We start from the raw sequence: 23,100 nt of genomic DNA on the forward strand, positions 1-23,100 counted from the left end.
GGCAGGTAAGAATCCTGCCCAATCCAATATTTTATTCGGCCCTGCGGCCTTCCCGCCAAAGGCGGGACGCGATAACCGGGCTACGCTACACCCCGGGCCGAGCGTTAAGATAACGTCCAGTGGACGTTTTTAGTCCCGATAGCTATCGGGAAGCCAGCTGGCGCGTGGGCCTCAATAACTCAACTCTCAAACCGGTAATTCCGCCAAAAGCAGAAAACAAGTTTTTAAATCCCGCTGCTGCCCAAGCAACAAAGGGACCCGGCAGAGTTTACCGCGAACAACACCTACCGGTCTGGTTCAGGGCAACGCCGCGCTGTGAAAAAAAAACAGCGGACAGGTCCGCTGCAGCCTCGCTGGGCGAGGTTTGAGCGGAGAGACTGGGACTCGAACCCAGGCGACGGTTACCCGTCGACAGATTAGCAATCTGCTCCGTTACCACTCCGGCACCTCTCCAATTTTTTTCCTGAAAAGAACGTTCCGAAACTACCTCCGGGTTAATGCGGATGCAAAGGTAGTTTTTATGGTTTTGGGACGCAACTTTTTACGGAAGTTTTTCCTGCACCCGGCTACCGCATTTCCCTTAAGTCTTTTCGGAACGAGCCCGGCAGGCCATCTGGGGAAAGTGCTTCCACCCTAAACTGCAAATTTTCAGTGTCTTCAGGGATGTCGAAGCGGATTACGGCCTCCCCGTTTTCATCGGTTTGCACCCCGGGGTTCCAGTATACGGTGGAAAGCTCGGTTTTCCGAAGCTTTCGGTTTCGGTTGCGCTCAGCCAGGTAGGATTCGAAATCCAGTTCGGGTTCGTAACCTTTAAAATTAAGCCCCCCTTCCTTCCGGTCCACATAATCCAGGAAATTGCCGCTACGGGTATAGATCAACACCACGCCGGTAGGCGCCTGCACGCCAAATATGGAGGTTTGCCCCGCATCGATAAGGAATTCAATCCTGAGGATATCCAACGGGGTAAGGTAAACCAGGGGGGAATATTCCGGATCCCCTCCGGTGCGGATGATCTGCCCGTCCACTACCCAGAGCACTCCTCCCCCGCCCCTTCGCAAATGATACGCCACGGGAATCCCCTCTACGGTGGGCCTTACCTGGAACCCGGGAATTTTAAGCAACAACAAATCGATGGGCAGGGGTTTTTCAAGGTCCTGATACACGATGTCCCTGGGGTTGGGTTGCACCCCGTAAAGGCTGGGCACCAACTCGTGTTGCAGCCTGCGTTTATCCTCAACGGTGGCTTCCCTTAGCTTTATGACCCCTGTGGTGTCGTAAGGTACCGGCTGTGTAGCTTCCACAACCTCCATTTTCCGCTGGGTTTTCGCATAGCTTTTGCTCTTCGCGGGTTCGGCTATGCCCACTCCTTTGCCGGGTGTTTTTTCCCGGATCGGGACCACCTTCACCAACCGTTCTTTCTGGTCGTCACCCCGGGTGCGGAAGACGAGTTGGGTCTCTCCCACCACCTCCAGGCCTTCGAGGTGCAGCACCCCGGCGGCATCGGTGGTCACTTCCCGGATGACCAGGGTGGAATCGGAGGTGGCCAGTACCTGTACCCTGGTTTTGGCCAGTAGGTTGTTCTCCAGGTCATAGGCTGTGCCGTGCAACTCCAGGCTCCGCTGTACCGGATACCTGATTTCACCGGGGAATGCCTTCTCCCGGGCCTCCCCTGTATTGCTTAGTGCTTTCAGGTCGGATAGAAACCGTTCCCTCCGGTCGCCCGGGTTGCGCGTCGAAAGCCACCCCGGTTGCAAAAAGGCGTCAAGCCCCCACTCCCCAGATACCGCGCCCTTGCGGACACCCACGGAGAGGTCGGTTTGCACGGGGGTCCCGTCGGGGGCGGTTACCCGTATTCTGAAGGCGGCCTGCTTTGCAGATCCGTCGGCCGGGCCGATCGGGGCCACCTCAATGTCCAGTTCCTTCCTTGGATCCAGCCAAACAGAGCGCTCTGCCCACTGCGTCCCGTCGTAATCCCTTAGCCGGAAAGTCATCAGCCCCCGGGCCAACCCCGCCGTAGGGATTTCGAAGGCCTGGGTGGGTCCGTCCTTGAATTCGAGCACATGGACGAACGGCAACCGTCCATCCTGCTCCCCCTCGAGCAACAGGGGCTGCGCGCCCATGCCTTCGGTGGCCTCCACCTCGATAAGGAGCTTCTCCGGGGAAAGGTTGTTCATCTTCAGGGCATACCCCCGGGGTTCCACCCCGGGCAGTGGAAAAAGTTCCCCGTTGGCCGTTTGGAACTGGTAGGATTTACCCTCCAGGGGACGGAAAATAGCCAGGCCATAGCCATCCGCATAGCCCTGGACCTTTACCACGGCATCCCCTGTTTCATCGACGATAGCACCTTGCAGGTCATCGGTTGACCGCAATATGAGCCGGTTCGGGAGGCCTGCCAGCAACCGGCCCCCTTCGGGGTGGAAGGAGATGCCTTCCGACGGGGGGGGCTCAGGCAAATCAAGGTTTTCCGTAGCCTCCCCTACCCGGATCGGCATCCTGAAAAACTGTCCTTCCCCGTAATTCTTCATCCAGCGGGTATACGCCAGGAGCTCGTAGGAGCCCTCACGGAGCTTCCCGGGAAGCCTTAGCACGCCTTCCCCCGTCCCCTCCCGGATCGGGTGGTACTGGGCCGCGACCAGGGCATTTTCCCTGTCGCGCAGTTCCACACGCAACACCCCGCTGGGGCTGAACCGCCTGCGGGTAGGGCTGTTGAAAACATAGGCTTTGAAAAAAAGGACATCCCCGGGCAGGGCCTGGTCCCGGTCGGTATGGAGGTAAACCCGCTCCTCCCACCGCGCCAGGGAATCGGCGATCACCTGGTCCTGGTATGGGAATGCCCCCTGCTCCATAAAGGAAGGCAAAGGGGTCCTGGCCTGGCCCTGGGCAGACAGGGAAAAAATAGCGAAAAGGGTGAGCGTCGAAAAGAGGGCTGCCTTTACCATTTTATCAGCATTTTGCGGTTGTTGATTAAAAGTTAAGGCCGAAACCGCATAATTCCTACATTTTTAGGAATTTATTAGTAAAAACCAGGGGTAGTCCCGAAAAGACCAGCCTCTTCCCCTTGGCGTTCCCCTGAAATAAACCAGACTTATTCCGGGTATTCCACGCGCAGGTGGTAGATATTGGTTAGGCGTTGTTTGAGGACCTTTTTCACCGTTTCGATGTCCTTGAAGGTAATATCGGCATTCAGGAACTGCCCCGCCTGCATTTGGCCCCCTACGATGCGGTCCACGAATTCATCGATGATCGGGTAGGTCGGGTTTACCAGGCTTTTGGAGGCCGCCTCCACCGCATCCGACATCATCAGGATGGCGGTCTCCCTTGAGAACGGGATGGGGCCGGGATAACGGAATTCCTCTTCCTGAATTCCCTCGGGGTCGGCTTCCCGGGCCTTTTTAAAGAAATAGTAGACCAGGGTGGTGCCGTGGTGGGTCCTGATAAAGTCGATAATCCGGTCGGGGAGCTTGTTCTTTCGGGCCATTTCGATCCCTTCCAGGACGTGCTTTATGATGACCCGGGCGCTGGTTTGGGGGTCCAGGTCGTCGTGGGGGTTGATGTTGGTGGTCTGGTTTTCCGTAAAGAAGGTGGGGTTGTTCATTTTACCGATATCGTGGTACAGGGCCCCTACCCTCACCAGCATGGCGTTTGCCCCGATCTCGTTGGCCGCAGCCTCGGCCAGGTTCGCCACCTGCAGGGAATGGTTGAAGGTCCCCGGGGCCTTGTTCGACAATTCCTTAAGCAACCTGGAATTCGTATCGGAAAGCTCCAGCAGCGACACATCGGAAACCATCCCAAACATCTTTTCATAGATATAGATCAGGGGCTGGGCGAATAGGGTAATCATGCCGTTGAGCAGGAAGTACCCGAAGGTCACCCACACGATATTGTCCAGGTTGCCCTCGTGGATCACGTGGAAGGCAAAATACCCCAGGATGTAGATCAGGGTGATCTGGCCCACGGAAATAAAAAGGTTGGCCCGCTTGTACAATTCGGAAACCGTGAGGATCGTTACAATCCCGGCTACGATCTGCAGGAAAATGTATTCGAAGCTGTTGGGCACTACAAAGCCGAGGATCAGCACGGTCAGTACATGGACAAACAGCCCCAGGCGGGCATCGAAAAAGGTCTTCAGAATCAGCGGCAGGATACACAGGGGCACCACAAACACCATGGCCTGGTCATATTTGACCACAAGGGTGGTCAGAAACACCATCACAAGGATATTGAAGAAAATAAAGGTGACGTTAACATTGTTTCGATATACCTCCGGGCGGTACTTTTTCAGGAACAGAAGCAGCATCATCAGCACCAGGGCAACCAGCACGGTATAGCCGGCCTGTATGAAATAGGTATTGCGGACCGACCAGAGTTCCGATTCGTATTCTGCCTTCAGGGATTCCAGGACCTTCAGGTTTTCCGCTTCCACCACCTCCCCTTTGGCGATGATCAGTTTACCCTCGTCCACGCTGCCCCGTGTAAGGGAAATCCCCGACAACCGGTTTTGCAATTCCCTTTCCATAAGGCCCTTGTCGAGGACCAGGTTTGGCTTGAGCACCCTGAGCAGGAGGGAACGGTACGCCGCCGCAAAGGGTTCTTCCCGTTTTTGGGAAACCAGGCGCCCCAGGTAACCTTCCATTTCCCCGGGATGAAGCAGGGTGTGCGCAGGCACCCGGCTGGCCTCATTGTTACGCACCAAATACACTTCCGTGGATTTGGGAACCGCCCCTTCTTCAAGAAGGCCCCGGCTGTATACGCTGTCGATCATTTCCCGCCCTTTTCGGCCCAGGCGCGCCCATTGGGCCGGGGAAAATTCAGATTGCGGAAAAAAATTCGGGAACTGCGCCTCGTAATCCTGGTGTACCTCCCGGGCGGTATCGGATTCGTACCGGTAGTAGGGGATCTGCTCCTGTTCGATCGCCTGCCGCTCTGCGGCAAGTTCTTCAGCCGACTTCCGTATGGAAAAATCGAAAGGGGCGTAGAGGTTCTCGTACTGCCAGGGTTTCCCTTTCTGGAATTCGTATTTGAACTGCCCGCCCCGTGGGAAGAAAAAAACGATGCATCCAATGGCCGCAAAATACAGGATATACTTGTATATCGTCGCTTGGGATCGGTACAGGGAATCCAGGGTTTTGGACATAGGGCCGGCTCTTCGGGTCAAAAATAGGAAAATCCCCCGCTATTTGGTGGCCTTTTGCACCACCCGGCCGGAGCATCCGGGTTTAATTTAGTAAATTTGCAACAGAAAAAATCCATCCAATGAAAGAGGTTGTCATCGTGTCCGCCGTCCGGACCCCAATAGGTAGTTTCATGGGATCCCTCTCCAGCATCCCCGCCCCCAGGCTCGGGGCAGTAGCCATCCGGGGGGCACTCGATAAAATAGGGCTCGACCCTGCAAAGGTGGAAGAGGTCCTGATGGGCCACGTGGTGCAGGCAGGGGCCGGGCAGGCGCCCGCACGGCAAGCTGCGATCTATGCCGGAATCCCGGATACGGTTCCCTGTACAACGGTGAACAAGGTATGCGCCTCAGGCATGAAGGCTGTCATGCAGGCAGCCCAGGCCATCGCCCTGGGTGACCGGGCCATCATGGTCGCCGGGGGCATGGAAAATATGAGCCTTATTCCCCATTACCTCCACCTGAGGAGCGGACAAAAGTTCGGGCCGGCCACCCTGTTGGACGGGATGCAAAAAGACGGGCTGGTGGATGCTTATGACGAGCAGGCCATGGGCGTCTGTGCCGATGCCTGCGCTGCAGAATACCAGTTCAGCCGGGAAGACCAGGATGCCTTTGCCATACAGTCCTACGAGCGTTCCGCGGCGGCCTGGGAGGGCGGGAAGTTCGCCGACGAGGTGGTGCCCGTGGAAGTCCCCCAGCGACGGGGGGATGCCCTGGTAGTCGCCCGGGATGAAGAATACAGGAATGTGCATATGGATAAAATCCCGCAACTCCGGCCTGCGTTCTCAAAGGAAGGCACGGTAACCGCGGCCAATGCGTCCACCATCAATGACGGCGCGGCTGCCCTGGTACTGATGAGCGCGGAAAAGGCAAAAGAACTGGGGCTTGAACCCCTGGCGCGTATCCGAAGCTACGCCGATGCCGCTCAGGAACCCAAATGGTTTACCACGGCCCCTGCCAAAGCCCTCCCCCTGGCCCTCGACAAAGCCGGGGTATCCCTTGGCGACATCGACTATTTTGAGTTCAACGAGGCCTTCAGTGTAGTCGGGTTGGCAAACATCAAATTACTGGGGCTGACTGACCGCAATGTCAATGTACACGGTGGTGCCGTATCCCTCGGCCACCCCCTGGGCTGTTCCGGGGCAAGGATCCTGGTCACCCTTATCCATATCCTCCGGCAAAATAATGCCCGCCTGGGGGCCGCCGCCATCTGCAACGGAGGGGGGGGCGCCTCAGCCATGGTCATCGAAAGGTCCTAAACCCCGCGAGCAGAAGGAATGCAATACGGTATTTGTTCCCTGAGCCTACTTCCTGTCCACGAAACCGCGGACGGCCATAGCGGCCTGGTGACCCAATTGCTGTACGGGGAGCTGTTTTGCCTGTTGGAATCCCGAAAGCACTGGAGCCGCATCAGGACACAGGCCGACCAAACCGAAGGATGGGTGCGCAACAGCCAGGTCCACTCCCTGGAGGAAGCCGCCTACCGCGCTTTGGAACAGGAGTCGGGCGGCGGGTGCGCCGCAGACCTGGTGTCGCACATCTGTACCGTTGACGGGGTACTGCTTGCCGTCCCCCTGGGGGCTAGCGTCAGGCATGCCGCACACCTCGGCCATTCGCATGAAGGAGCCGTATTTCCCCAACAGGGGGCCGGGAAGGAGGCCCTGGTCGAAACAGCCCTCCTGTACCTGGGTACCCCGGAAATGCAGGGGGGGCGTTCCCCGTTTGGGATTGATGCCGGGGGCCTGAGCCAGATGGTTTACCGCAGCCAGGGCCTGTTGCTGAAACGAAACCCGAACCAGCAAGCCACCCAGGGGGTTCCCCTGAGCTTTATCGAAGAAAGCGACCCGGGAGACCTCGCGTTCTTCGACGGACCCGATGGGGTGATCAACCATGTGGGGATCATCATGAAGGACAACTACATCATCCATTGCGACGGGGAGGTCCGCATCGACCGGATCGACCACACGGGCATCTTCAACACCAGCCTTAGGCGCTACACCCATCCGCTGAGGGTCATCAAGAAAATCGCAGAATAAAAAAAGCCCCGGGGGTAACCGGGGCCTCATTTCATCAGGTGCCTGGACTTATTCGCCCAGCAGTTTTTTGATGCGCATAAAGTTCTCGGTATCCCCAAGGGCACCGTAGATGTTCTTGAGTTGCGAAAGCACACTTTGGTTGTCGGGGTTTGTCTTCAGGGCATCTTCCAGGACCCTGGCCCCTTCGGAAAACAAGTCGTCCTTCTTTTGCTTGAGTTCGTCGTATTTGGCGATATCGGCCCGGGAGGTCCCCAGGGCGTTCATTTCGTCAATCAGGGCGTTCCCCTCGTTCACATACGTGGTGGAAAGGTTCAACTGGGCATTTACGTATCCGGGGTTGACTTCAATCGCCTTCCGGTAGGCTGCACGGGCTGCCTCCAGGTCTCCCTGCTCCATGTTGATCACCCCGATGTTGTAATGCAGGTCCGGGTTGTCGGGAGCCATGCGTGCCGCCTCACCCATCAGGGACTTGAATTTGTCCTTATCCCCCATCTGGTAGTACAGGTTGGCCTCATTCAGCACCAGGTTTACGTCGTTCGGGTTGTCGGCACGCGCATCCTTATAGGCTTCAAGGGCTTCGTCATTCTGGCCCAGCTGGGTGTAGATCAGGGCAATATTCCTTACAATTTCAGCGTGTTTGGATTCGGTTTTCTCATCCATCGGGTTGGTGTAGGTGCCCGATTTCACCATGATGTCGCGCTGGGTTTTGTCCATTTCCTCCACCTCGCCAGTTTCCACGTTGGTAGCCTTGTAAACCATGGTGCTCCCGTCGTACCCGACATCTTTCAGCTCCTTGTAGTAGTCCAGGGCCATTTCGTACTCACCCCCGTTCACCGCGCTGCTGGCGGCATAGTACAGGAATACCGTATCCCTGGGGCTGAGTTTGTAGCTCATGTAGAGTTTTTCGGCAGCATCCTTGAAATTTTTGTTTTTGTTGTCTTCCACAGCGGCATTCACCAGGTCATTTGCCACTGTCGTCATCTGGGTCTTGGCGTCGGCAGTGTATTTGGCCTTGCCGCTGGCCTCCTCGATGCTCACTACTTTGTTGTAGGCGTCCACAGCCTGCTGAAAGGCACTGGCATCACCTTTCCTTCCCAGGTCGGCAAATACCTGCCCCTGGAGGAAATAATACTGGGCCTGGGTCCGTTCATCGGCCCCGGAAATCAGCCCTGCAGCGCTTTCAAGGCTGGCCTTTGCTGTGGCGATATCGCCGCTCTTCAAGGCTTTTTCCGCTGCCTTGATTTCGTTCTTCTGAGAAAATCCGGCCACGCTCATCAGCAGGGCCGCCATAAGAAAGATTTTGGTTTTCATGTAATCGTGTTTATTCAAATTAGTGTTTATTCAAATTCAGTGTTTGGATTATTTACGAGTTTTCAGGGGAATCCGGATGTTCCTGGTCAAGGACCGTGCCATCTTCGGTTTTTACCTCCATATCCATGATTTCGGCCTCATCGAGGTTTTCCTCATCCTTCATCACCTTAGCCACTGCGGCGATGGAATCGTTATCCCTGAGGTTGATAAGCTTTACCCCCTGGGTGGCCCGCCCCATGGTGCGCAGGTCTTCCACGCTCATGCGGATGGCGATGCCCGATTTGTTGATGATCATCAGGTCATCGAGGTCGGAAACGTTCTTGATAGCCACCAGGCCACCGGTCTTTTTGGTGATGGAGATGGTCTTGACGCCTTTGCCGCCCCGGTTGGTAATCCGGTAATCGTCGATGCTGGAGCGTTTCCCGTAGCCATGCTCTGAAACTACCAGGATATCCTCGTCGAAATTGTTTACGGAAACCATCCCGATGACCTCATCCTTGTCATTGGCAAGGGTGATGCCGCGAACCCCGGAGGCATTGCGACCCATGGGCCGGGTCTTGCTTTCCTCGAACCTGATTGCCTTGCCCGATTTCAGCCCGAGGAAGATCTGGCTTGTGCCCGTGGTGAGCTTCGCCTCCAGCAATTCGTCACCTTCCCTTACATTGATGGCAATGATCCCGTTCTGACGGGGGCGGGAATACTGCTCCAGGGGGGTCTTTTTCACGATCCCCTTCTTGGTGGCCATTATTACGTAATGGCTGTTGACGTACTCCTCGTCCTTGAGGTCTCGGGTACAGATAAATGCCTTTACCTTATCGTCCTGGGCAATATTGATCAGGTTCTGGATCGCCCTTCCCTTGGAGGTGCGGCTCCCTTCCGGGATCTCGTAAACGCGAAGCCAGAAACACTGCCCGTTCTGGGTAAAGAAGAGCATGTACTGGTGGTTGGTCCCAACGAAAAGGTGTTCGAGGAAATCCTCATTGCGCGTGGAAGAGGCTTTCTGCCCCACCCCGCCCCTGTGCTGGGTCTTGTATTCCGTCAGGGGGGTGCGCTTGATGTAGCCGGCGTGGGAAATGGTGATCACCACCTGCTCATCGGGGATCATGTCCTCGATGCTGAGGTCCCCCCCTGCATAGTTGATCTCCGAACGGCGGGCATCCCCGTACTTTTCCTTTACCTCCAGGAGTTCTTCCTTAATGATCTCCATCCGGCGCTCCTCCCTGGCCAGGATGTCCTTGAGGTCTTCTATGGAGGCCAGGACCTCCTCGTATTCCGAGCGGAGCTTATCCTGCTCCAGGCCCGTGAGCTGGCGCAACCGCATCTCCACGATGGCCCGCGCCTGGATTTCGGTAAGCTTGAAGCGCTCAATCAGGTTTTCCCGGGCTTCTTCCGGGTTTGCAGACCCCCTGATGATCGCGATCACCTCGTCGATGTTGTCTGAGGCGATGATCAGCCCTTCCAGGATGTGTGCGCGTTCCTCCGCCTTCCGCAGCTCGTACTGCGAACGCCGCGTCACCACCTCGTGGCGGTGTTCCACAAAATACCCGATCATTTCCTTCAGGTTCAGCAGTTGCGGCCTTCCGCCCACCAGGGCGATATTGTTCACGCTAAAGGAAGTTTGCAGGGCGGTATACTTGTACAGGGTATTCAAAACGATGTTCGGGATGGCGTCCCGTTTCAGGACATAGACCACCCGCATACCCTTCCGGTTGGATTCATCGCGGATATCTGCAATGCCCTCCACCTTTTTCTCGTTGATCAGGTCAACCGTTTTCTTGATCATATCGGCTTTGTTGACCTGGTAGGGGATTTCGGTGACCACGATGCATTCCCGGCCCTGGATTTCTTCAAAATGGGCCCGGGCCCGCATCACCACCCTTCCCCGGCCGGTGTGGAAGGCCTCCCGCACCCCGTCGTATCCGTAAATAATCCCGCCTGTTGGGAAATCCGGGGCTTTGATGTGCTGGATCAGCTCGTCGATTTCGATCTCGCGGTTGTCAATATAAGCAACGGTACCGTCAACCACCTCGGAAAGGTTGTGGGGGGCCATGTTGGTGGCCATACCCACGGCTATCCCGGAAGCCCCGTTAACCAGCAGGTTCGGGATGCGCGTGGGCAACACGGTGGGTTCCTGCAGGGAATCGTCAAAATTCAGCTGGAGGTCAACGGTCTCCTTGTCGATGTCGGCAAGCATCTCGTCGGCTATCTTGCGCATGCGGGCCTCGGTATACCTCATGGCCGCAGGGCTGTCGCCGTCTATGGAACCAAAATTCCCCTGCCCGTCGATAAGCATATACCTCAGGCTCCATTCCTGGGCCATCCGGACCATGGTGTCATAAACGGAAGTATCGCCATGGGGGTGATACTTACCCAAAACCTCCCCGACAATCCTGGCCGATTTTTTATGCGCGCTGGTGGACCGAACCCCCAGTTCGTGCATCCCGAAAAGCACCCTCCGGTGTACGGGTTTCAGGCCATCCCTGACATCTGGCAGGGCACGTGACACAATGACCGACATCGAATAGTCGATGTAGGCCGATTTCATCTCATCTTCAATGTTGATGGGGATCAATTTTTCTCCTTCCGCCATAGTACTGTTTTAGTTCAGATTTTGGGGTTAAAAAATCATGCCAATATACGTAAAATCGAAGGTTTTGAGGGTAGCCGGCGGAGTTTTATTCAAGAATTTATCAACAGAATCCGGGGGGGTGAAGGTGGATAAATGCCGCGTTAATTTTTTTGTAAATCGCCTTATTTTTTGTCTATTCGGACAGGTTTATCGAATATGGGTACGGTATTTGTCTATCTTAAAAATAGATTTCGTAATTTTAATTTTGATTAAGGAGCATTTATGGATGATAATTTTTCACCAAGGGTAAAAGACGTAATTGCCTACAGCAAAGAGGAAGCACTCAGACTCGGCCATGATTTTATCGGTACCGAGCACCTGATGCTGGGGTTGCTGCGCGATGGAAACGGGAAGGCCATCAGCATTCTCGATGCCATGGACGTGGACCTGGAACACCTGCGCAGGAAGGTCGAGATCCTCAGCCCCCCCAACCCAAATGCCAACAACCAGCCCAAGGATAAAAAGAACCTGCACCTGACCCGGCAGGCAGAGCGCGCCCTGAAGACCACCTTTCTGGAAGCCAAGCTTTTCCAGAGTTCTTCGATCAATACAGCCCACCTCCTGCTCTGTATCCTGCGGAACGAAAACGACCCCACCACCAAGCTGCTGCACAAGATGAAAGTAGACTACGATGGGGTAAAGGAACAATTCAAAAGCATGATAACCAGCGAGAGCGAAGAGGACTACCGCGAATCCCCTTCCGCGGAATTCCCCAGCGATTCAGATGACGTGGGGGAAAGCAAGGAGGGCTCCTATACAGGCAGTGCCGCCCAGAAGGGGAGCAAGAAATCCAAGACCCCTGTGCTGGACAATTTTGGCCGGGACCTCACCCAACTGGCTGAGGAAAACAAACTGGACCCCGTGGTCGGGCGGGAGAAGGAGATCGAACGGGTCTCCCAAATCCTGAGCCGTCGCAAAAAAAACAACCCCCTGCTGATCGGGGAACCCGGGGTGGGGAAAAGCGCCATTGCGGAAGGCCTTGCCCTGAGGATCATCAACAAAAAAGTGTCGCGCATCCTCTACAATAAAAGGGTGGTTACCCTGGACCTGGCTTCCCTGGTGGCGGGTACCAAATACCGCGGGCAGTTCGAGGAGCGGATGAAGGCCGTGATGAACGAGCTCGAAAAGAATGACGATGTGATCCTCTTCATCGATGAAATCCACACCATCGTGGGGGCTGGCGGCGCCACCGGAAGCCTCGACGCCTCCAATATGTTCAAACCCGCCCTGGCCAGGGGCGAAATACAGTGCATCGGTGCCACTACCCTCGATGAGTACCGGCAGTACATCGAAAAGGACGGCGCCCTGGAACGGAGGTTCCAGAAAGTCATGGTGGAACCCACTTCCGTGGAGGAAACCATCGAAATCCTCAAAAACATTAAAGGAAAATACGAGGACCACCATAACGTGAACTACACGGAAGAGGCTATCGATGCCTGCGTGAAGCTAACCAACCGGTACATCACCGACCGCTTCCTGCCCGACAAGGCCATTGACGCCCTGGACGAGGCCGGTTCCCGGGTCCATATTGTGAACATGGACGTGCCCAAGCAGATCCTGGAACTGGAAAAGCAGCTCGATGAGGTGCGGGACCTCAAAAACAGCGTGGTCAAAAAGCAACGCTACGAGGAGGCCGCCAAGCTCCGGGACGATGAAAAGCGACTCGAGAAGGACCTCTCCATCGCCCAGGAGAAATGGGAGGAAGAGAGCCGCCTGAACCGCGAAACCGTTACCGCCGACAATGTGGCCGACGTGGTATCGATGATGAGCGGCATCCCGGTAAACAAGATTGCCCAGACAGAAAGCAACAAACTCGCAAAGTTGCCCGACCTGATCAAAAACAGCGTCATCGGGCAGGATGAAGCCGTGCAAAAGGTGGCCAAGGCCATCCAGCGCAACAGGGCCGGGCTGAAAGACCCCAACAAACCCATTGGCAGCTTTATTTTCCTCGGCCAGACCGGGGTGGGCAAAACCCAGCTGGCCAAGGTCCTGGCAAAAGAACTGTTCGACTCCGAAGATGCCCTGGTGCGCATCGACATGAGCGAATACATGGAAAAATTCGCCATCTCCCGGCTGGTCGGGGCGCCTCCCGGATATGTGGGATATGAAGAAGGGGGGCAGCTGACCGAAAAGGTGCGCCGCAAACCCTATTCCGTTATCCTGCTCGACGAGGTTGAGAAAGCCCACCCGGATGTGTTCAACATGCTGTTGCAGGTACTCGACGACGGATACCTCACCGACAGCCTGGGCCGGAAGATCGACTTCCGCAACACCATCATCATCATGACCTCCAATATCGGGGCCCGGCAGTTAAAGGACTTCGGGCAGGGGGTTGGTTTTGGTACCGCTGCAAGGAAATCCCAGGAGGATACTTACCAGAAAAGCGTAATCGAAAATGCCCTTAAAAAGGCCTTCGCCCCGGAATTCCTGAACCGGATCGATGACGTGATCGTATTCAACCCCCTGGAGCGGGAACACATCCACCTGATCATCGATATCGAGCTGAAGAAACTCTATGCCCGTATCAGGGATATCGGCTATGAACTCCAGCTCACCGACAGGGCCAGGGACTATATTGCCGAAAAGGGCTTTGACAAGCAATACGGGGCCCGCCCCCTTAAAAGGGCCATACAGAAATACATCGAAGATGCCCTGGCCGAGGAAATCGTCAATGCCAAGCTGCAGGAGGGTGACCACATCACCATGGACCTGGACGAAGGCAACGACCGCCTGAGTATTGCCATCACCAAATCCAGCGAGTCTTCCAAGGAGGCCTGAGGCCTGTAGGAAATTGATTATACGGGGTGTCCCTGAAAGGGGACGCCCTTTTTTTGTACCCCTTTCCCCCTTTCGTAGGAATAGGAATACAGGCGCCTGCCGGCAGGCACCTTATATGCGATATTTCGGTCATTAATCTAATAATTTTCCGTTTCGGGGGGCTTACGGGTACTTTCGCCCTGAGACACTAAAATGAAAAATGGAATGAGCTACGGACCGGCCAAAAAGACCGTCATCGTCAAGGAGTACCTGCTCGATGTTGGAAAGATTCAGGTTTATGACAATTACATGGTTTCCCTCTTCGACGAAGGATCGACCCTCACCCTGGAACGCGCTTACCAAATCATCGGGATCTCCGAGATCCATTTCAGGGACCGAAACTTCGGCTTTATCAGCCACCGGACGAATTCCTATGCCATCGACCCCACGGTATACACCTACCTCAGGGAACTGGAAAACCTAAAGGCTTTCGCCATCGTTTCCAATAAGGAAGTGGATATGCATAACTTCCATATCGAGAAAATGTTCTACAGAAAGTCCATGAAATTCTTTGTGGATTACCAGAACGCACTGAAGTGGGTGCGCAAAAGGCTGGTGATCAGCAATCCTGAATAGCCTTTCCTGGCCACTGAAGGGCCTTTGCCCACAACTTCACCCCCCGGCAGTATGCTTTTGGTCCGGGCCCGCAGGGCCCGACAATTCAAGGAATGCCTGAGAAATCGAGGAGATTATCTCCGTAGCAGTCAGGGCCTCATACCCCGTTCGGGAAGCACCGAGATCCCCGGCCCTCCCGTGGAGGTATACCCCAAGCAACGCTGCCTGCAGCGGCTCATACCCCTGGGCGAGCAACCCCGTAATCATCCCGCTTAGTACATCCCCGCTTCCGGCCGTGGCCATGCCCGGGTTGCCTGTGGTATTGACATACCCTTTCCCCTGTGCAAAAACCATGGTATGGGCGCCCTTAACGACAAGAATGCACTTGTGGGCGCCGGCAAATACCAACGCTTTTTCAAGTTTGTCAAAATCATCTTTCCAGGGACCAACCAGGCGTTTCAGTTCCCCCGGGTGGGGGGTCAGGATACTCCCCCCGGGGATCCGATGCAGGTCCGCAGGGTGGAGGCTCAGGATGTTTAGCGCGTCCGCGTCCAGCAGTACCGGTGTTTGCATTTTTTCGAGCCAGGCGAGGAACGCCTTTTGTACAGGTTCACCCGTACCCATGCCCATGCCGATGCCACACACCTGTGCTGCCCCCACGTCGGGAAGCTCCGTATGCTCTGAAAAACCGGGGGTGGTCAGCACCATGACCTCAGGTAGCTGGGCCTGCAGGGGCACATACCCGCACTCCGGCACACAGGCGGTAACCAGCCCGGCCCCGCTGGCCAATGCCGCCTTTGCAGCCAGGGCCACCGCCCCGATTTTCCCATGGCTGCCCCCCAATACCAGGGCATGCCCATAGGTCCCCTTATGGGAAAACTTCGTCCGGGGCCTGTAAAATGTGCGCACCATTTCACGCCCGACCAGGTTATATGCGGCCTCTGCCTCCTCCATATATACGGGGTCCTGACCGATATCGAGCACTTCCCAACGCTCTGCAAATACCCCGGTTTGGGGTAGGAAAAAAACGAGTTTGGGGGCCATGAACGTCAGGAGGACATCAGCCCCCACCACGGCAGAAGGGTCTTCCGGGACCCGGTGCAGGTAGAGGCCCGAGGGCATATCGATGCTCAGGACAAACGCCCCGGAGCTATTCAGGTGCCGGATCAGGTCTGCCACCCACGGATCGGGGGGGCGATTCAGGCCAATGCCAAATATCGCGTCTATAATTACCCCGTTGGCGGGGATTTCCGGGAGGGGACTTCCCTGGTCGAGGTATTCCGGCCACTTCTTTCGCCCCTTCAGCCGTTTCAGGTTGGTCAGGAAATCCTCCGATCGCGCCTGGCTGTAATCCACCACAAAAACATCTACTGTGTACCCATGGTCCAGAAGGTGTCGGGCCACGACCAGGCCATCGCCACCATTGTTCCCCACGCCGCAGAAAACAAAAACAGGCACCGGCGCTCCCTCAAGGCGGGCATGGAGCCAGTCAAAGACCCGCGTTGCCGCCCGTTCCATAAGGGCTTCGCCAGGGATCCCTTCAGCGGAAAGCGTCCGTCGGTCTGCCTCGTAGAACTGTTCTCGACTAAGTATTTTCATAGGTTCCCGGATTGCCTATTTCCTTATAAAGGAAGCAAATGTTGGAAAGATCCAAAAGAAAAATCCCCGATTTCTGAATCCTGTGTATTTCCGGGGTCAGGATTTGGACAGGGTTTCAAATGTACTACTTTTGGGGTGTTACCGGGCCGGGGCCGGACTTTTTGGGACCTGAACGGGATACCCGGGCCCGCAACCCCGCCCGATGAATACCTGACCTATGATTGTCTTAAAATTTGGGGGGACCTCCGTGGCCACCCCGGAGTCCATCGCCAGTACCCTGGCGATTGTGAAAGCTACCGAAACCCCCGCCCTGGTGGTCGTCTCTGCCCTGGGGGGCATAACCGACCTCCTGGTAAAGGCCACCCAGCAGGCTGCAGCCCAGGACGAGGCGTGGCGGGAATCCCTGGAAGCCATTGAAAGCAGGCACCTGGATACCGTAAGGGGGCTCTTGCCCCCCCAGGGGCAGCCCGCTGTGGTTGGAAAAGTCAAAAAAGACCTGAATACCCTTGAAACCCTGTTGGAAGGCTCATTCCTGATCGGGGAAACAACCCCGAAAATCCAGGACAAAATCCTGAGCTACGGGGAACTATTGTCCTCATTTATCATCGCCTCCTACTATTCCGGCCAGGGCCTTCAGGCCGGTTTCAGGGATAGCCGGAAACTGATCCGCACCGATAATACCTATGGAAATGCCCGTGTTGCAGAAGACAACACCTATGCCCTCGTCAGGGAAGCACTCGACGGCTCTCCACCCATCGTGGTACTCCCCGGGTTTATCGGGGCCACCCCGGAAGGGCATACCACCACCCTGGGGCGGGGGGGCTCAGACTATACGGCCGCCCTCTATGCTGCGGCTACCGGGGCCTCGGAACTGCAAATCTGGACCGACGTAAGCGGGATGTACACCGCCAACCCACGGGTGGTGCCGCAAGCCCGGCCAATTGCTGTGATCTCTTATGAAGAGGCCATGGAATTGTCCCATTTCGGGGCCAAGGTCCTCTACCCGCCCACCATCCGCCCGGTCTTGCAGGCAGGGATCCCGCTATCGATCCGAAATACCTTTGACCCCAAGGCGCCGGGGACCCGCATCGAAGCTTCCGCCAACGGGGCGGGAAGGACGGTCAGGGGCATCAGCTATGTGCCGGAAATCGGGCTGCTCTCCCTGGAAGGGCCCGGGATGGTCGGCATCCCGGGGGTAAGCAGGCGCTTTTTTGAGGTCCTGTCGGCCGAACGGATCAACGTGGTCCTGATTACGCAGGCGTCTTCAGAGCATTCGCTCTGCGCCGGCATCCATGAAAAAGACCTCGCCCGGGCTGCATCGGCCCTGGACGAGGCATTTGCCTTCGAGCGTTCCAAGGGGGAAGTAAAACCGGTACTGGTGGAAAACGGGTTATCCATCGTAGCCCTGGTTGGGGACCAGATGAAACACCACCAGGGGCTCAGTGGAAAAATGTTCAGCGCCCTGGGGCGCAACAACGTCAATATCCGGGCCATTGCCCAGGGGGCTTCCGAGCGGAACATCTCGGCCGTAATCGCGTCATCCGATGTCAAAAAGGCCCTCAACACCCTGCATGAAGAATTCTTCGAAGAGCGGATAAAGCCCCTGAACCTGTTTATTATGGGGGTCGGCAATGTGGGTTCGCGCCTCCTCGCGCAAATCCGCAACCAGCAACACTACCTCAGCGCGCAGCACCGGTTGCAACTCCGGGTGGTTGGGATCTCCAATTCCCGGAAAATGGTATTCGCGGAAGACGGCCTGGACCTGGACCAATGGGAACGCCTGCTGGAAAACGGCATCCCGGCCGACCCCGACGCCTTTTACCAAACGGTCAGGACGCTTAACTTAAGGAATGCCCTCTTTGTGGATAATACGGCCAGTGAATCCATTGCAGGGGGATACGCCCGGTACCTGCAGGGCAGTATTGCCGTGGTGACCTGCAACAAAATAGCCTGTTCCGCTGCCTATGGGGAGTATGCCCGCTTAAAAGGCCTTGCCCGGACCTATGGGGTCCCCTTCCTGTTTGAAACCAATGTGGGGGCAGGCCTTCCGGTGATCGACACCCTGAAAAACCTCGTGCTGTCAGGCGATCGAATCCACCGTATCCAGGCGGTACTTTCCGGGAGCCTGAATTATATCTTGAATACCTATACGGGGGAAAGGCCTTTCGTTGAAATCGTGAAGGAAGCCCGTGAGGAAGGGTATACCGAGCCCGACCCCAGAATCGACCTCAGCGGGGTAGATGTGATGCGCAAAATCCTTATCCTCGCAAGGGAAAGCGGGCACGGCCTGGAACTGGATGACATCGGGAACCGGGGCTTCCTGCCCCAAGGGGCCCTGGAGGCCCCTGCCCTGGAAGGGTTTTACGAGGCCCTTCAAGCCGGGGAGCCCCATTTTCAGGCCTTGTACAACAATGCCACCCGGGGTGGCAAACTCCTGAGATTCGTCGCGGAGTTCAATGCAGGAAAGGCCTGGGTAGGCCTGGAGGAGGTCCCGGAGGGCCATGATTTCTTCTCCCTTAAAGGGAGTGACAACATTGTCCTCTTCTACACCGACCGGTACCGGGAGCAGCCCCTGGTGGTGAAGGGGGCCGGGGCCGGGGCCGAAGTTACCGCCTCCGGGATTTTCGCCGACATCATCAGGGCAGGAAAGGTATAAGCCAGGACAGAACCATTAGAGCCACAAAATGAACCCAACTGAATTGCGCGTATTTTGCCCGGCGACCATCGCCAACCTTTCCTGTGGATTTGACGTCCTGGGACTCGCCCTGGAAGGGGTTGGAGACTACATGACCCTCAGGCTCTCCGAACAGCCCGGGGTCCGGATTACCCGGATCAGCGGGGGGTCCCTCCCCCTGGAGGCCGAAAGGAACGTGGCCGGGGTGGCTGCCCAGGCCCTGCTCAGGGTTTCCGGCTATGGCGGGGGCGTGGAAATGGAAATCGAGAAGCACATCCTTCCGGGGAGTGGGATCGGTAGCAGCGCAGCCAGTGCGGCCGGTGCGGTTTGGGGGCTGAATACCCTGCTGGGAAACCCCTTTACCCTGACGGAACTGACCGGGTTTGCGGCTTCGGGGGAAGCCCTGGCCAGCGGGGCCCCGCATGCCGATAATGTAGCGCCGGCCCTCTTCGGGGGTATCACCCTGATCCGAAGCTACACACCCCTGGATATCGCCCGGGTGCATTGCCCCCCCCTGCTCCACGCCGTGGTACTGCACCCCCAGATTGAGCTTAAAACATCCGATTCCCGCAGCCTCCTTAAAAAAACGATTACCCTGCAGCAGGGAATCCGGCAGTGGGGCAATGTCGGGGGACTTATCACCGGGCTTTTTACGGAAGACTACGACCTGATCAGCCGGTCCCTGGAAGATGGCATTGTGGAGCCTGTGCGCTCCCTCCTCATCCCCGGGTTTGGGAAACTCAAAGAAGCAGCCCTGCAGGCGGGAGCCCTGGGCTTCGGGATTTCCGGTTCGGGCCCCTCGGTCTTTGCCCTCACCCGGGGTGCGCAACCCGCCCGCCAGGTCGGCGAAGCCCTGAAGGAGGCCTATGGGCCCCTCGGGATCCCTTTTAACCTCTACGTATCAGCAGTAAGCCCACAGGGGGTACGCCCGGCGGAAACTGGACAAAACGACCAAATTGCCTGACATGGAGTACTACAGCCTGGAGGGTAAAGCACCAAAGGTCGGTTTCCGGGAAGCGGCCCTGCGCGGGATCGCCCCAGACCGGGGCCTCTATTTCCCTGAGCGGATCCCTGCCTTCCCGAAACGCTTCTGGTCGGAAATGCACCACCGCCCATTTTTGGAAATTGCCCTGGAACTGATGCTCCCCTTTACGGGGGATTCCCTTCCGGGACCCCAGCTCAGGACCATCCTCGAGAAAACCCTTGCCTTTGACACCCCCCTGGTTTGGCTCGGGGATAAGGTCGGGGTACTTGAATTGTTCCACGGCCCCACCCTGGCGTTTAAAGATGTCGGCGCCACGTTCATGGCAGGGTGCCTGGGCTATTTTTCCCAGGCCGCCAATACCCGCACCACAGTGCTGGTAGCCACCAGCGGCGACACCGGGGGTGCCGTGGCCAGGGGGTTCCTGGGGGTTCCGGGGGTAGACGTGGTTATCCTATACCCAAAAGGCATGGTCAGCGACATCCAGGAACGGCAGCTGACCACCCTGGGTGAAAACATCAGGGCTTTCCGGGTGGAAGGCACTTTTGACGATTGCCAGGCGATGGTTAAGAAAGCCTTCCTGGACCCTGAAATGAACGAATCCCTGACCCTGACCTCTGCCAACAGCATCAACGTGGCCCGGTGGCTGCCCCAAATGCTTTATTACGTTCGGGCTTTCCAACAGGCCGGGCCTGGAACCCCGGAACTGGTTTTTGCAGTGCCCAGCGGCAACTTCGGGAACCTTTGTGCGGGCATGCTGGCCTGTAAAATGGGGATGCCCGCCGCGCACTTTGTGGCCTGCACCAACCAGAACGATACCGTACCCCGGTACATGGCTTCCCGCACGTATGCCCCGAACCCCGCTGTGGCTACTTTGTCCAATGCCATGGATGTGGCCGACCCGAGCAATTTCAGCAGGGTCCTGCAGCTGTTTCAAAACCGTTCCGAAGTTCTGGCCCGGTACCTGAGCGCCTACGCCTTCTCCGATGACCAGACCCTGGAGGGGATCAGGGAACTCCATGAGCGCTTCGGCTATGTGGCAGACCCACATGGGGCTGTGGGGTACCTGGGCCTGAAACGCTACCTGGAAGCCTCAGGGGGGGGGCGGGGTGTCTTTCTGGAAACGGCCCACGCCATTAAATTCCGGGAAACGGTGGAAGCATGCCTGCATCTCGAACTCGAGCTCCCCCCGGGGTTACGGGAATTGATGCCCCGAAAAAAAGTGTTTACCTCCATAGCCGGCTATGCCCAGCTCAAGGAGGCCCTTCTCGCAAAGTGAACCCAAACGAAGGGAAATGCTTTTTGCCCCCTGTCAACTATTTTCAATACTTTTGCGGGGTAGCAAACCATCCTGATGAAAGAAACTGCATTATCCGCCACACATAAGGCCCTCGGGGCCAAAATGGTCCCTTTTGCGGGCTATAACATGCCCGTTTCGTACGAGGGGGTCAACGCTGAGCACCAAACCGTGCGGGAGGCCGTTGGGGTTTTCGATGTGTCCCATATGGGAGAGTTCCTTATCGAGGGGCCAAAAGCGCTCGAGCTCATCCAGAAGGTGACCTCCAATGACGCCTCCAGGCTGGAGGTGGGTCGGGCACAGTATAGTTGCATGCCCAATGAAACCGGCGGCATAGTGGACGACCTGATCGTCTACAGGGTCAAGCCGGAGACGTACCTGCTGGTGGTGAATGCCTCGAATATCGCCAAGGACTGGGCGCATATTGCCAAATACAACAAAGCCGTGGGGGCTGACATGAGGGACCTTTCGGACGAGTACTCCCTGCTGGCCATTCAGGGGCCCAAAGCGGCGGATGCCATGCAATCGCTGACCTCCGCAGACCTGGGGGCCATCCCTTTCTACCACTTCGAGGTGGGGGATTTCGCAGGGGTGCCCCACGTGATCCTTTCGGCCACCGGATACACCGGCTCCGGGGGCTTTGAGGTGTATTGCCGCAATAGTGAAGTACAGCAGGTCTGGGACCGGGTCATGGAGGCCGGTGCGCCTTTCGGGATCAAACCGATCGGCCTGGCGGCTCGCGATACCCTGCGCCTGGAAATGGGTTACTGCCTGTACGGCAATGATATCGATGACACCACCTCCCCCCTGGAAGCAGGCCTGGGATGGATCACGAAATTCACCAAGGACTTCGTCAACAGCGAGGGCCTTGCCCGTCAGAAAGAAGCGGGGGTGGAGCGCAAACTGGTCGGCTTTCAGCTGGAAGAGCGGGGAATTCCCAGGCACGACTACCCAATAACCGACGCCCAGGGCAACCCCGTTGGAAAGGTAACCTCCGGGACCATGTCGCCCTCCCTTGGCATGGGGATCGGCATGGGGTATGTACCGATTGCGCTTTCGGCGCCCGGAACGGAAATCCATATTCAGATCCGCAGGAACCTTTTGCCGGCCACCGTGGTCAAACTCCCGTTTTATAAGGGATAGGAAGGAAAAACCAGAACAGAAGGGTGCGGGAAGCAGGAAAGAAAATTTTGATCTTAGGGGGAAGCGGGTTTCTGGGGAACGCCATCTACAGGGAGTTGTGCAATTACTTTGACACCTATGCGACCTATTGCTCCGCGCGCCGGAGTTTTGAGGGAAACCGGAAATTTTTTCACTATGACCTGCTGGAGGATGACATATACCGCCTGCTGGAGGAAGTGAAGCCCGACCTGGTGATTTCCGCCCTGCGCGGGGATTTCGGGGCGCAAATACAGGCCCATGCACATCTGGCGGAATACATCGCCAAAAACCCGGTGCGCATGCTCTTCCTTTCCTCTGCCAACGTTTTTGACGCCTACAGTAAATTCCCTTCCTACGAATACGACAAGACCCTGTCGGAGAGTGTCTACGGCCGGCTCAAAATCCGCATCGAAAATATGCTGCTGCGCCTGCCGGCCAGGAAAATGGGGATCCTCCGATTGCCCATGGTTTTTGGCAATGCCTCCCCAAGGGTGCGGGAAATCCGCGATGCCCTCGACCTGGGGGCCCCTATTGAGGTATTTCCCAACCTCGTGATCAACGTGACCTCCCACGACCGGCTTTGCCAGCAGGTGCATTACCTCATCAACCGCGATAAGTACGGGATTTACCACCTGGGCTCCCGCGACCTGGTGCATCACGACGACCTCATCCGGGAGATGGCTGCGCACCTTGACCAGGGTACCCCCGTGTTCAAAAGGGTCTATACCACCAATGAAGAACGCTACCTGGCGGTACTCCCAAAAGACAACCTTTTGCCCAAAAACCTCCAATTGAGCTATCAGGAGGTTATCGATGACCTGATTAAGCAATAAGCTTCGTAGCTTTACAGGGAAACGCTAAAACCAGAA

General features: G+C 56.7%; 14 protein-coding genes and 1 tRNA gene. 9 read left to right on the plus strand and 6 right to left on the minus strand.

Going from position 1 to position 23,100, the window contains the following annotated elements; all coding sequences use genetic code 11:
• Nucleotides 1–369: 369 nt before the first annotated feature.
• The 3 genes from NG653_RS02795 to NG653_RS02805 all read right to left on the minus strand — a co-directional run bounded on the left by NG653_RS02795 (nucleotide 370) and on the right by NG653_RS02805 (nucleotide 5,134).
• Nucleotides 370–453, minus strand: a tRNA-Ser gene (locus NG653_RS02795).
• Between the two features lie 113 nt (nucleotides 454–566).
• Nucleotides 567–2,939, minus strand: a complete 2,373-nt coding sequence (locus tag NG653_RS02800) for an alpha-2-macroglobulin family protein (RefSeq protein WP_252740151.1) — start codon at nucleotides 2,937–2,939, stop codon at nucleotides 567–569.
• 146 nt (nucleotides 2,940–3,085) lie between these two features.
• Nucleotides 3,086–5,134 carry an HD family phosphohydrolase gene (locus tag NG653_RS02805; RefSeq protein WP_252740152.1) on the minus strand — a complete coding sequence of 683 codons (2,049 nt, stop codon included), beginning with the start codon at nucleotides 5,132–5,134 and terminating at the stop codon, nucleotides 3,086–3,088.
• A 119-nt stretch (nucleotides 5,135–5,253) separates the two neighbouring features.
• On the opposite strand from NG653_RS02805, the gene NG653_RS02810 reads away from it, so the two are divergent.
• Nucleotides 5,254–6,429, plus strand: coding sequence for an acetyl-CoA C-acyltransferase (locus tag NG653_RS02810; RefSeq protein ID WP_252740153.1), 1,176 nt, complete (start codon nucleotides 5,254–5,256; stop codon nucleotides 6,427–6,429).
• An 18-nt stretch (nucleotides 6,430–6,447) separates the two neighbouring features.
• Complete coding sequence (locus tag NG653_RS02815; protein ID WP_252740154.1) at nucleotides 6,448–7,206, plus strand: C40 family peptidase; 759 nt, start codon at nucleotides 6,448–6,450, stop codon at nucleotides 7,204–7,206.
• A gap of 48 nt (nucleotides 7,207–7,254) precedes the next feature.
• Here the strand turns inward: NG653_RS02815 and NG653_RS02820 are convergent, their stop codons facing one another.
• Entirely contained in the window at nucleotides 7,255–8,517 is a 1,263-nt protein-coding gene (locus NG653_RS02820) for a tetratricopeptide repeat protein (RefSeq protein WP_252740155.1), read from the minus strand.
• 52 nt (nucleotides 8,518–8,569) lie between these two features.
• Complete coding sequence (gyrA, locus tag NG653_RS02825; RefSeq protein WP_252740156.1) at nucleotides 8,570–11,107, minus strand: DNA gyrase subunit A; 2,538 nt, start codon at nucleotides 11,105–11,107, stop codon at nucleotides 8,570–8,572.
• A 261-nt stretch (nucleotides 11,108–11,368) separates the two neighbouring features.
• Between gyrA and NG653_RS02830 the strand changes: the two genes are divergently transcribed.
• Together NG653_RS02830 and NG653_RS02835 are read left to right on the plus strand one after the other, a co-directional pair.
• Nucleotides 11,369–13,924 carry an ATP-dependent Clp protease ATP-binding subunit gene (locus NG653_RS02830; RefSeq protein WP_252740157.1) on the plus strand — a complete coding sequence of 852 codons (2,556 nt, stop codon included), beginning with the start codon at nucleotides 11,369–11,371 and terminating at the stop codon, nucleotides 13,922–13,924.
• Nucleotides 13,925–14,128: 204 nt separating this feature from the next.
• Complete coding sequence (locus tag NG653_RS02835; protein WP_252740158.1) at nucleotides 14,129–14,539, plus strand: STAS/SEC14 domain-containing protein; 411 nt, start codon at nucleotides 14,129–14,131, stop codon at nucleotides 14,537–14,539.
• A gap of 36 nt (nucleotides 14,540–14,575) precedes the next feature.
• Here the strand turns inward: NG653_RS02835 and NG653_RS02840 are convergent, their stop codons facing one another.
• Nucleotides 14,576–16,117 (minus strand): NAD(P)H-hydrate dehydratase, encoded by a 1,542-nt coding sequence (locus tag NG653_RS02840; RefSeq protein ID WP_252740159.1) that lies wholly within the window; start codon nucleotides 16,115–16,117, stop codon nucleotides 14,576–14,578.
• A gap of 217 nt (nucleotides 16,118–16,334) precedes the next feature.
• On the opposite strand from NG653_RS02840, the gene thrA reads away from it, so the two are divergent.
• The 5 genes from thrA (at nucleotide 16,335) to NG653_RS02865 (ending at nucleotide 23,064) form a co-directional block, all read left to right on the plus strand.
• Complete coding sequence (gene thrA, locus NG653_RS02845) at nucleotides 16,335–18,773, plus strand: bifunctional aspartate kinase/homoserine dehydrogenase I (protein ID WP_252740160.1); 2,439 nt, start codon at nucleotides 16,335–16,337, stop codon at nucleotides 18,771–18,773.
• A gap of 28 nt (nucleotides 18,774–18,801) precedes the next feature.
• Nucleotides 18,802–19,755, plus strand: coding sequence for a homoserine kinase (locus NG653_RS02850; protein ID WP_252740161.1), 954 nt, complete (start codon nucleotides 18,802–18,804; stop codon nucleotides 19,753–19,755).
• Nucleotide 19,756: 1 nt separating this feature from the next.
• Nucleotides 19,757–21,052: a threonine synthase gene (gene thrC / locus NG653_RS02855; protein WP_252740510.1), complete on the plus strand. Its 1,296-nt coding sequence runs from the start codon at nucleotides 19,757–19,759 to the stop codon at nucleotides 21,050–21,052.
• A gap of 75 nt (nucleotides 21,053–21,127) precedes the next feature.
• On the plus strand, nucleotides 21,128–22,213 hold the full coding sequence (gene gcvT / locus NG653_RS02860; protein ID WP_252740162.1) for a glycine cleavage system aminomethyltransferase GcvT: 1,086 nt from the start codon (nucleotides 21,128–21,130) through the stop codon (nucleotides 22,211–22,213).
• A 23-nt stretch (nucleotides 22,214–22,236) separates the two neighbouring features.
• Nucleotides 22,237–23,064, plus strand: a complete 828-nt coding sequence (locus NG653_RS02865; protein WP_252740163.1) for a sugar nucleotide-binding protein — start codon at nucleotides 22,237–22,239, stop codon at nucleotides 23,062–23,064.
• Nucleotides 23,065–23,100: the final 36 nt, after the last annotated feature.

Source organism: Robiginitalea marina, assembly GCF_024006985.1.
Classification (GTDB): domain Bacteria; phylum Bacteroidota; class Bacteroidia; order Flavobacteriales; family Flavobacteriaceae; genus Robiginitalea; species Robiginitalea marina.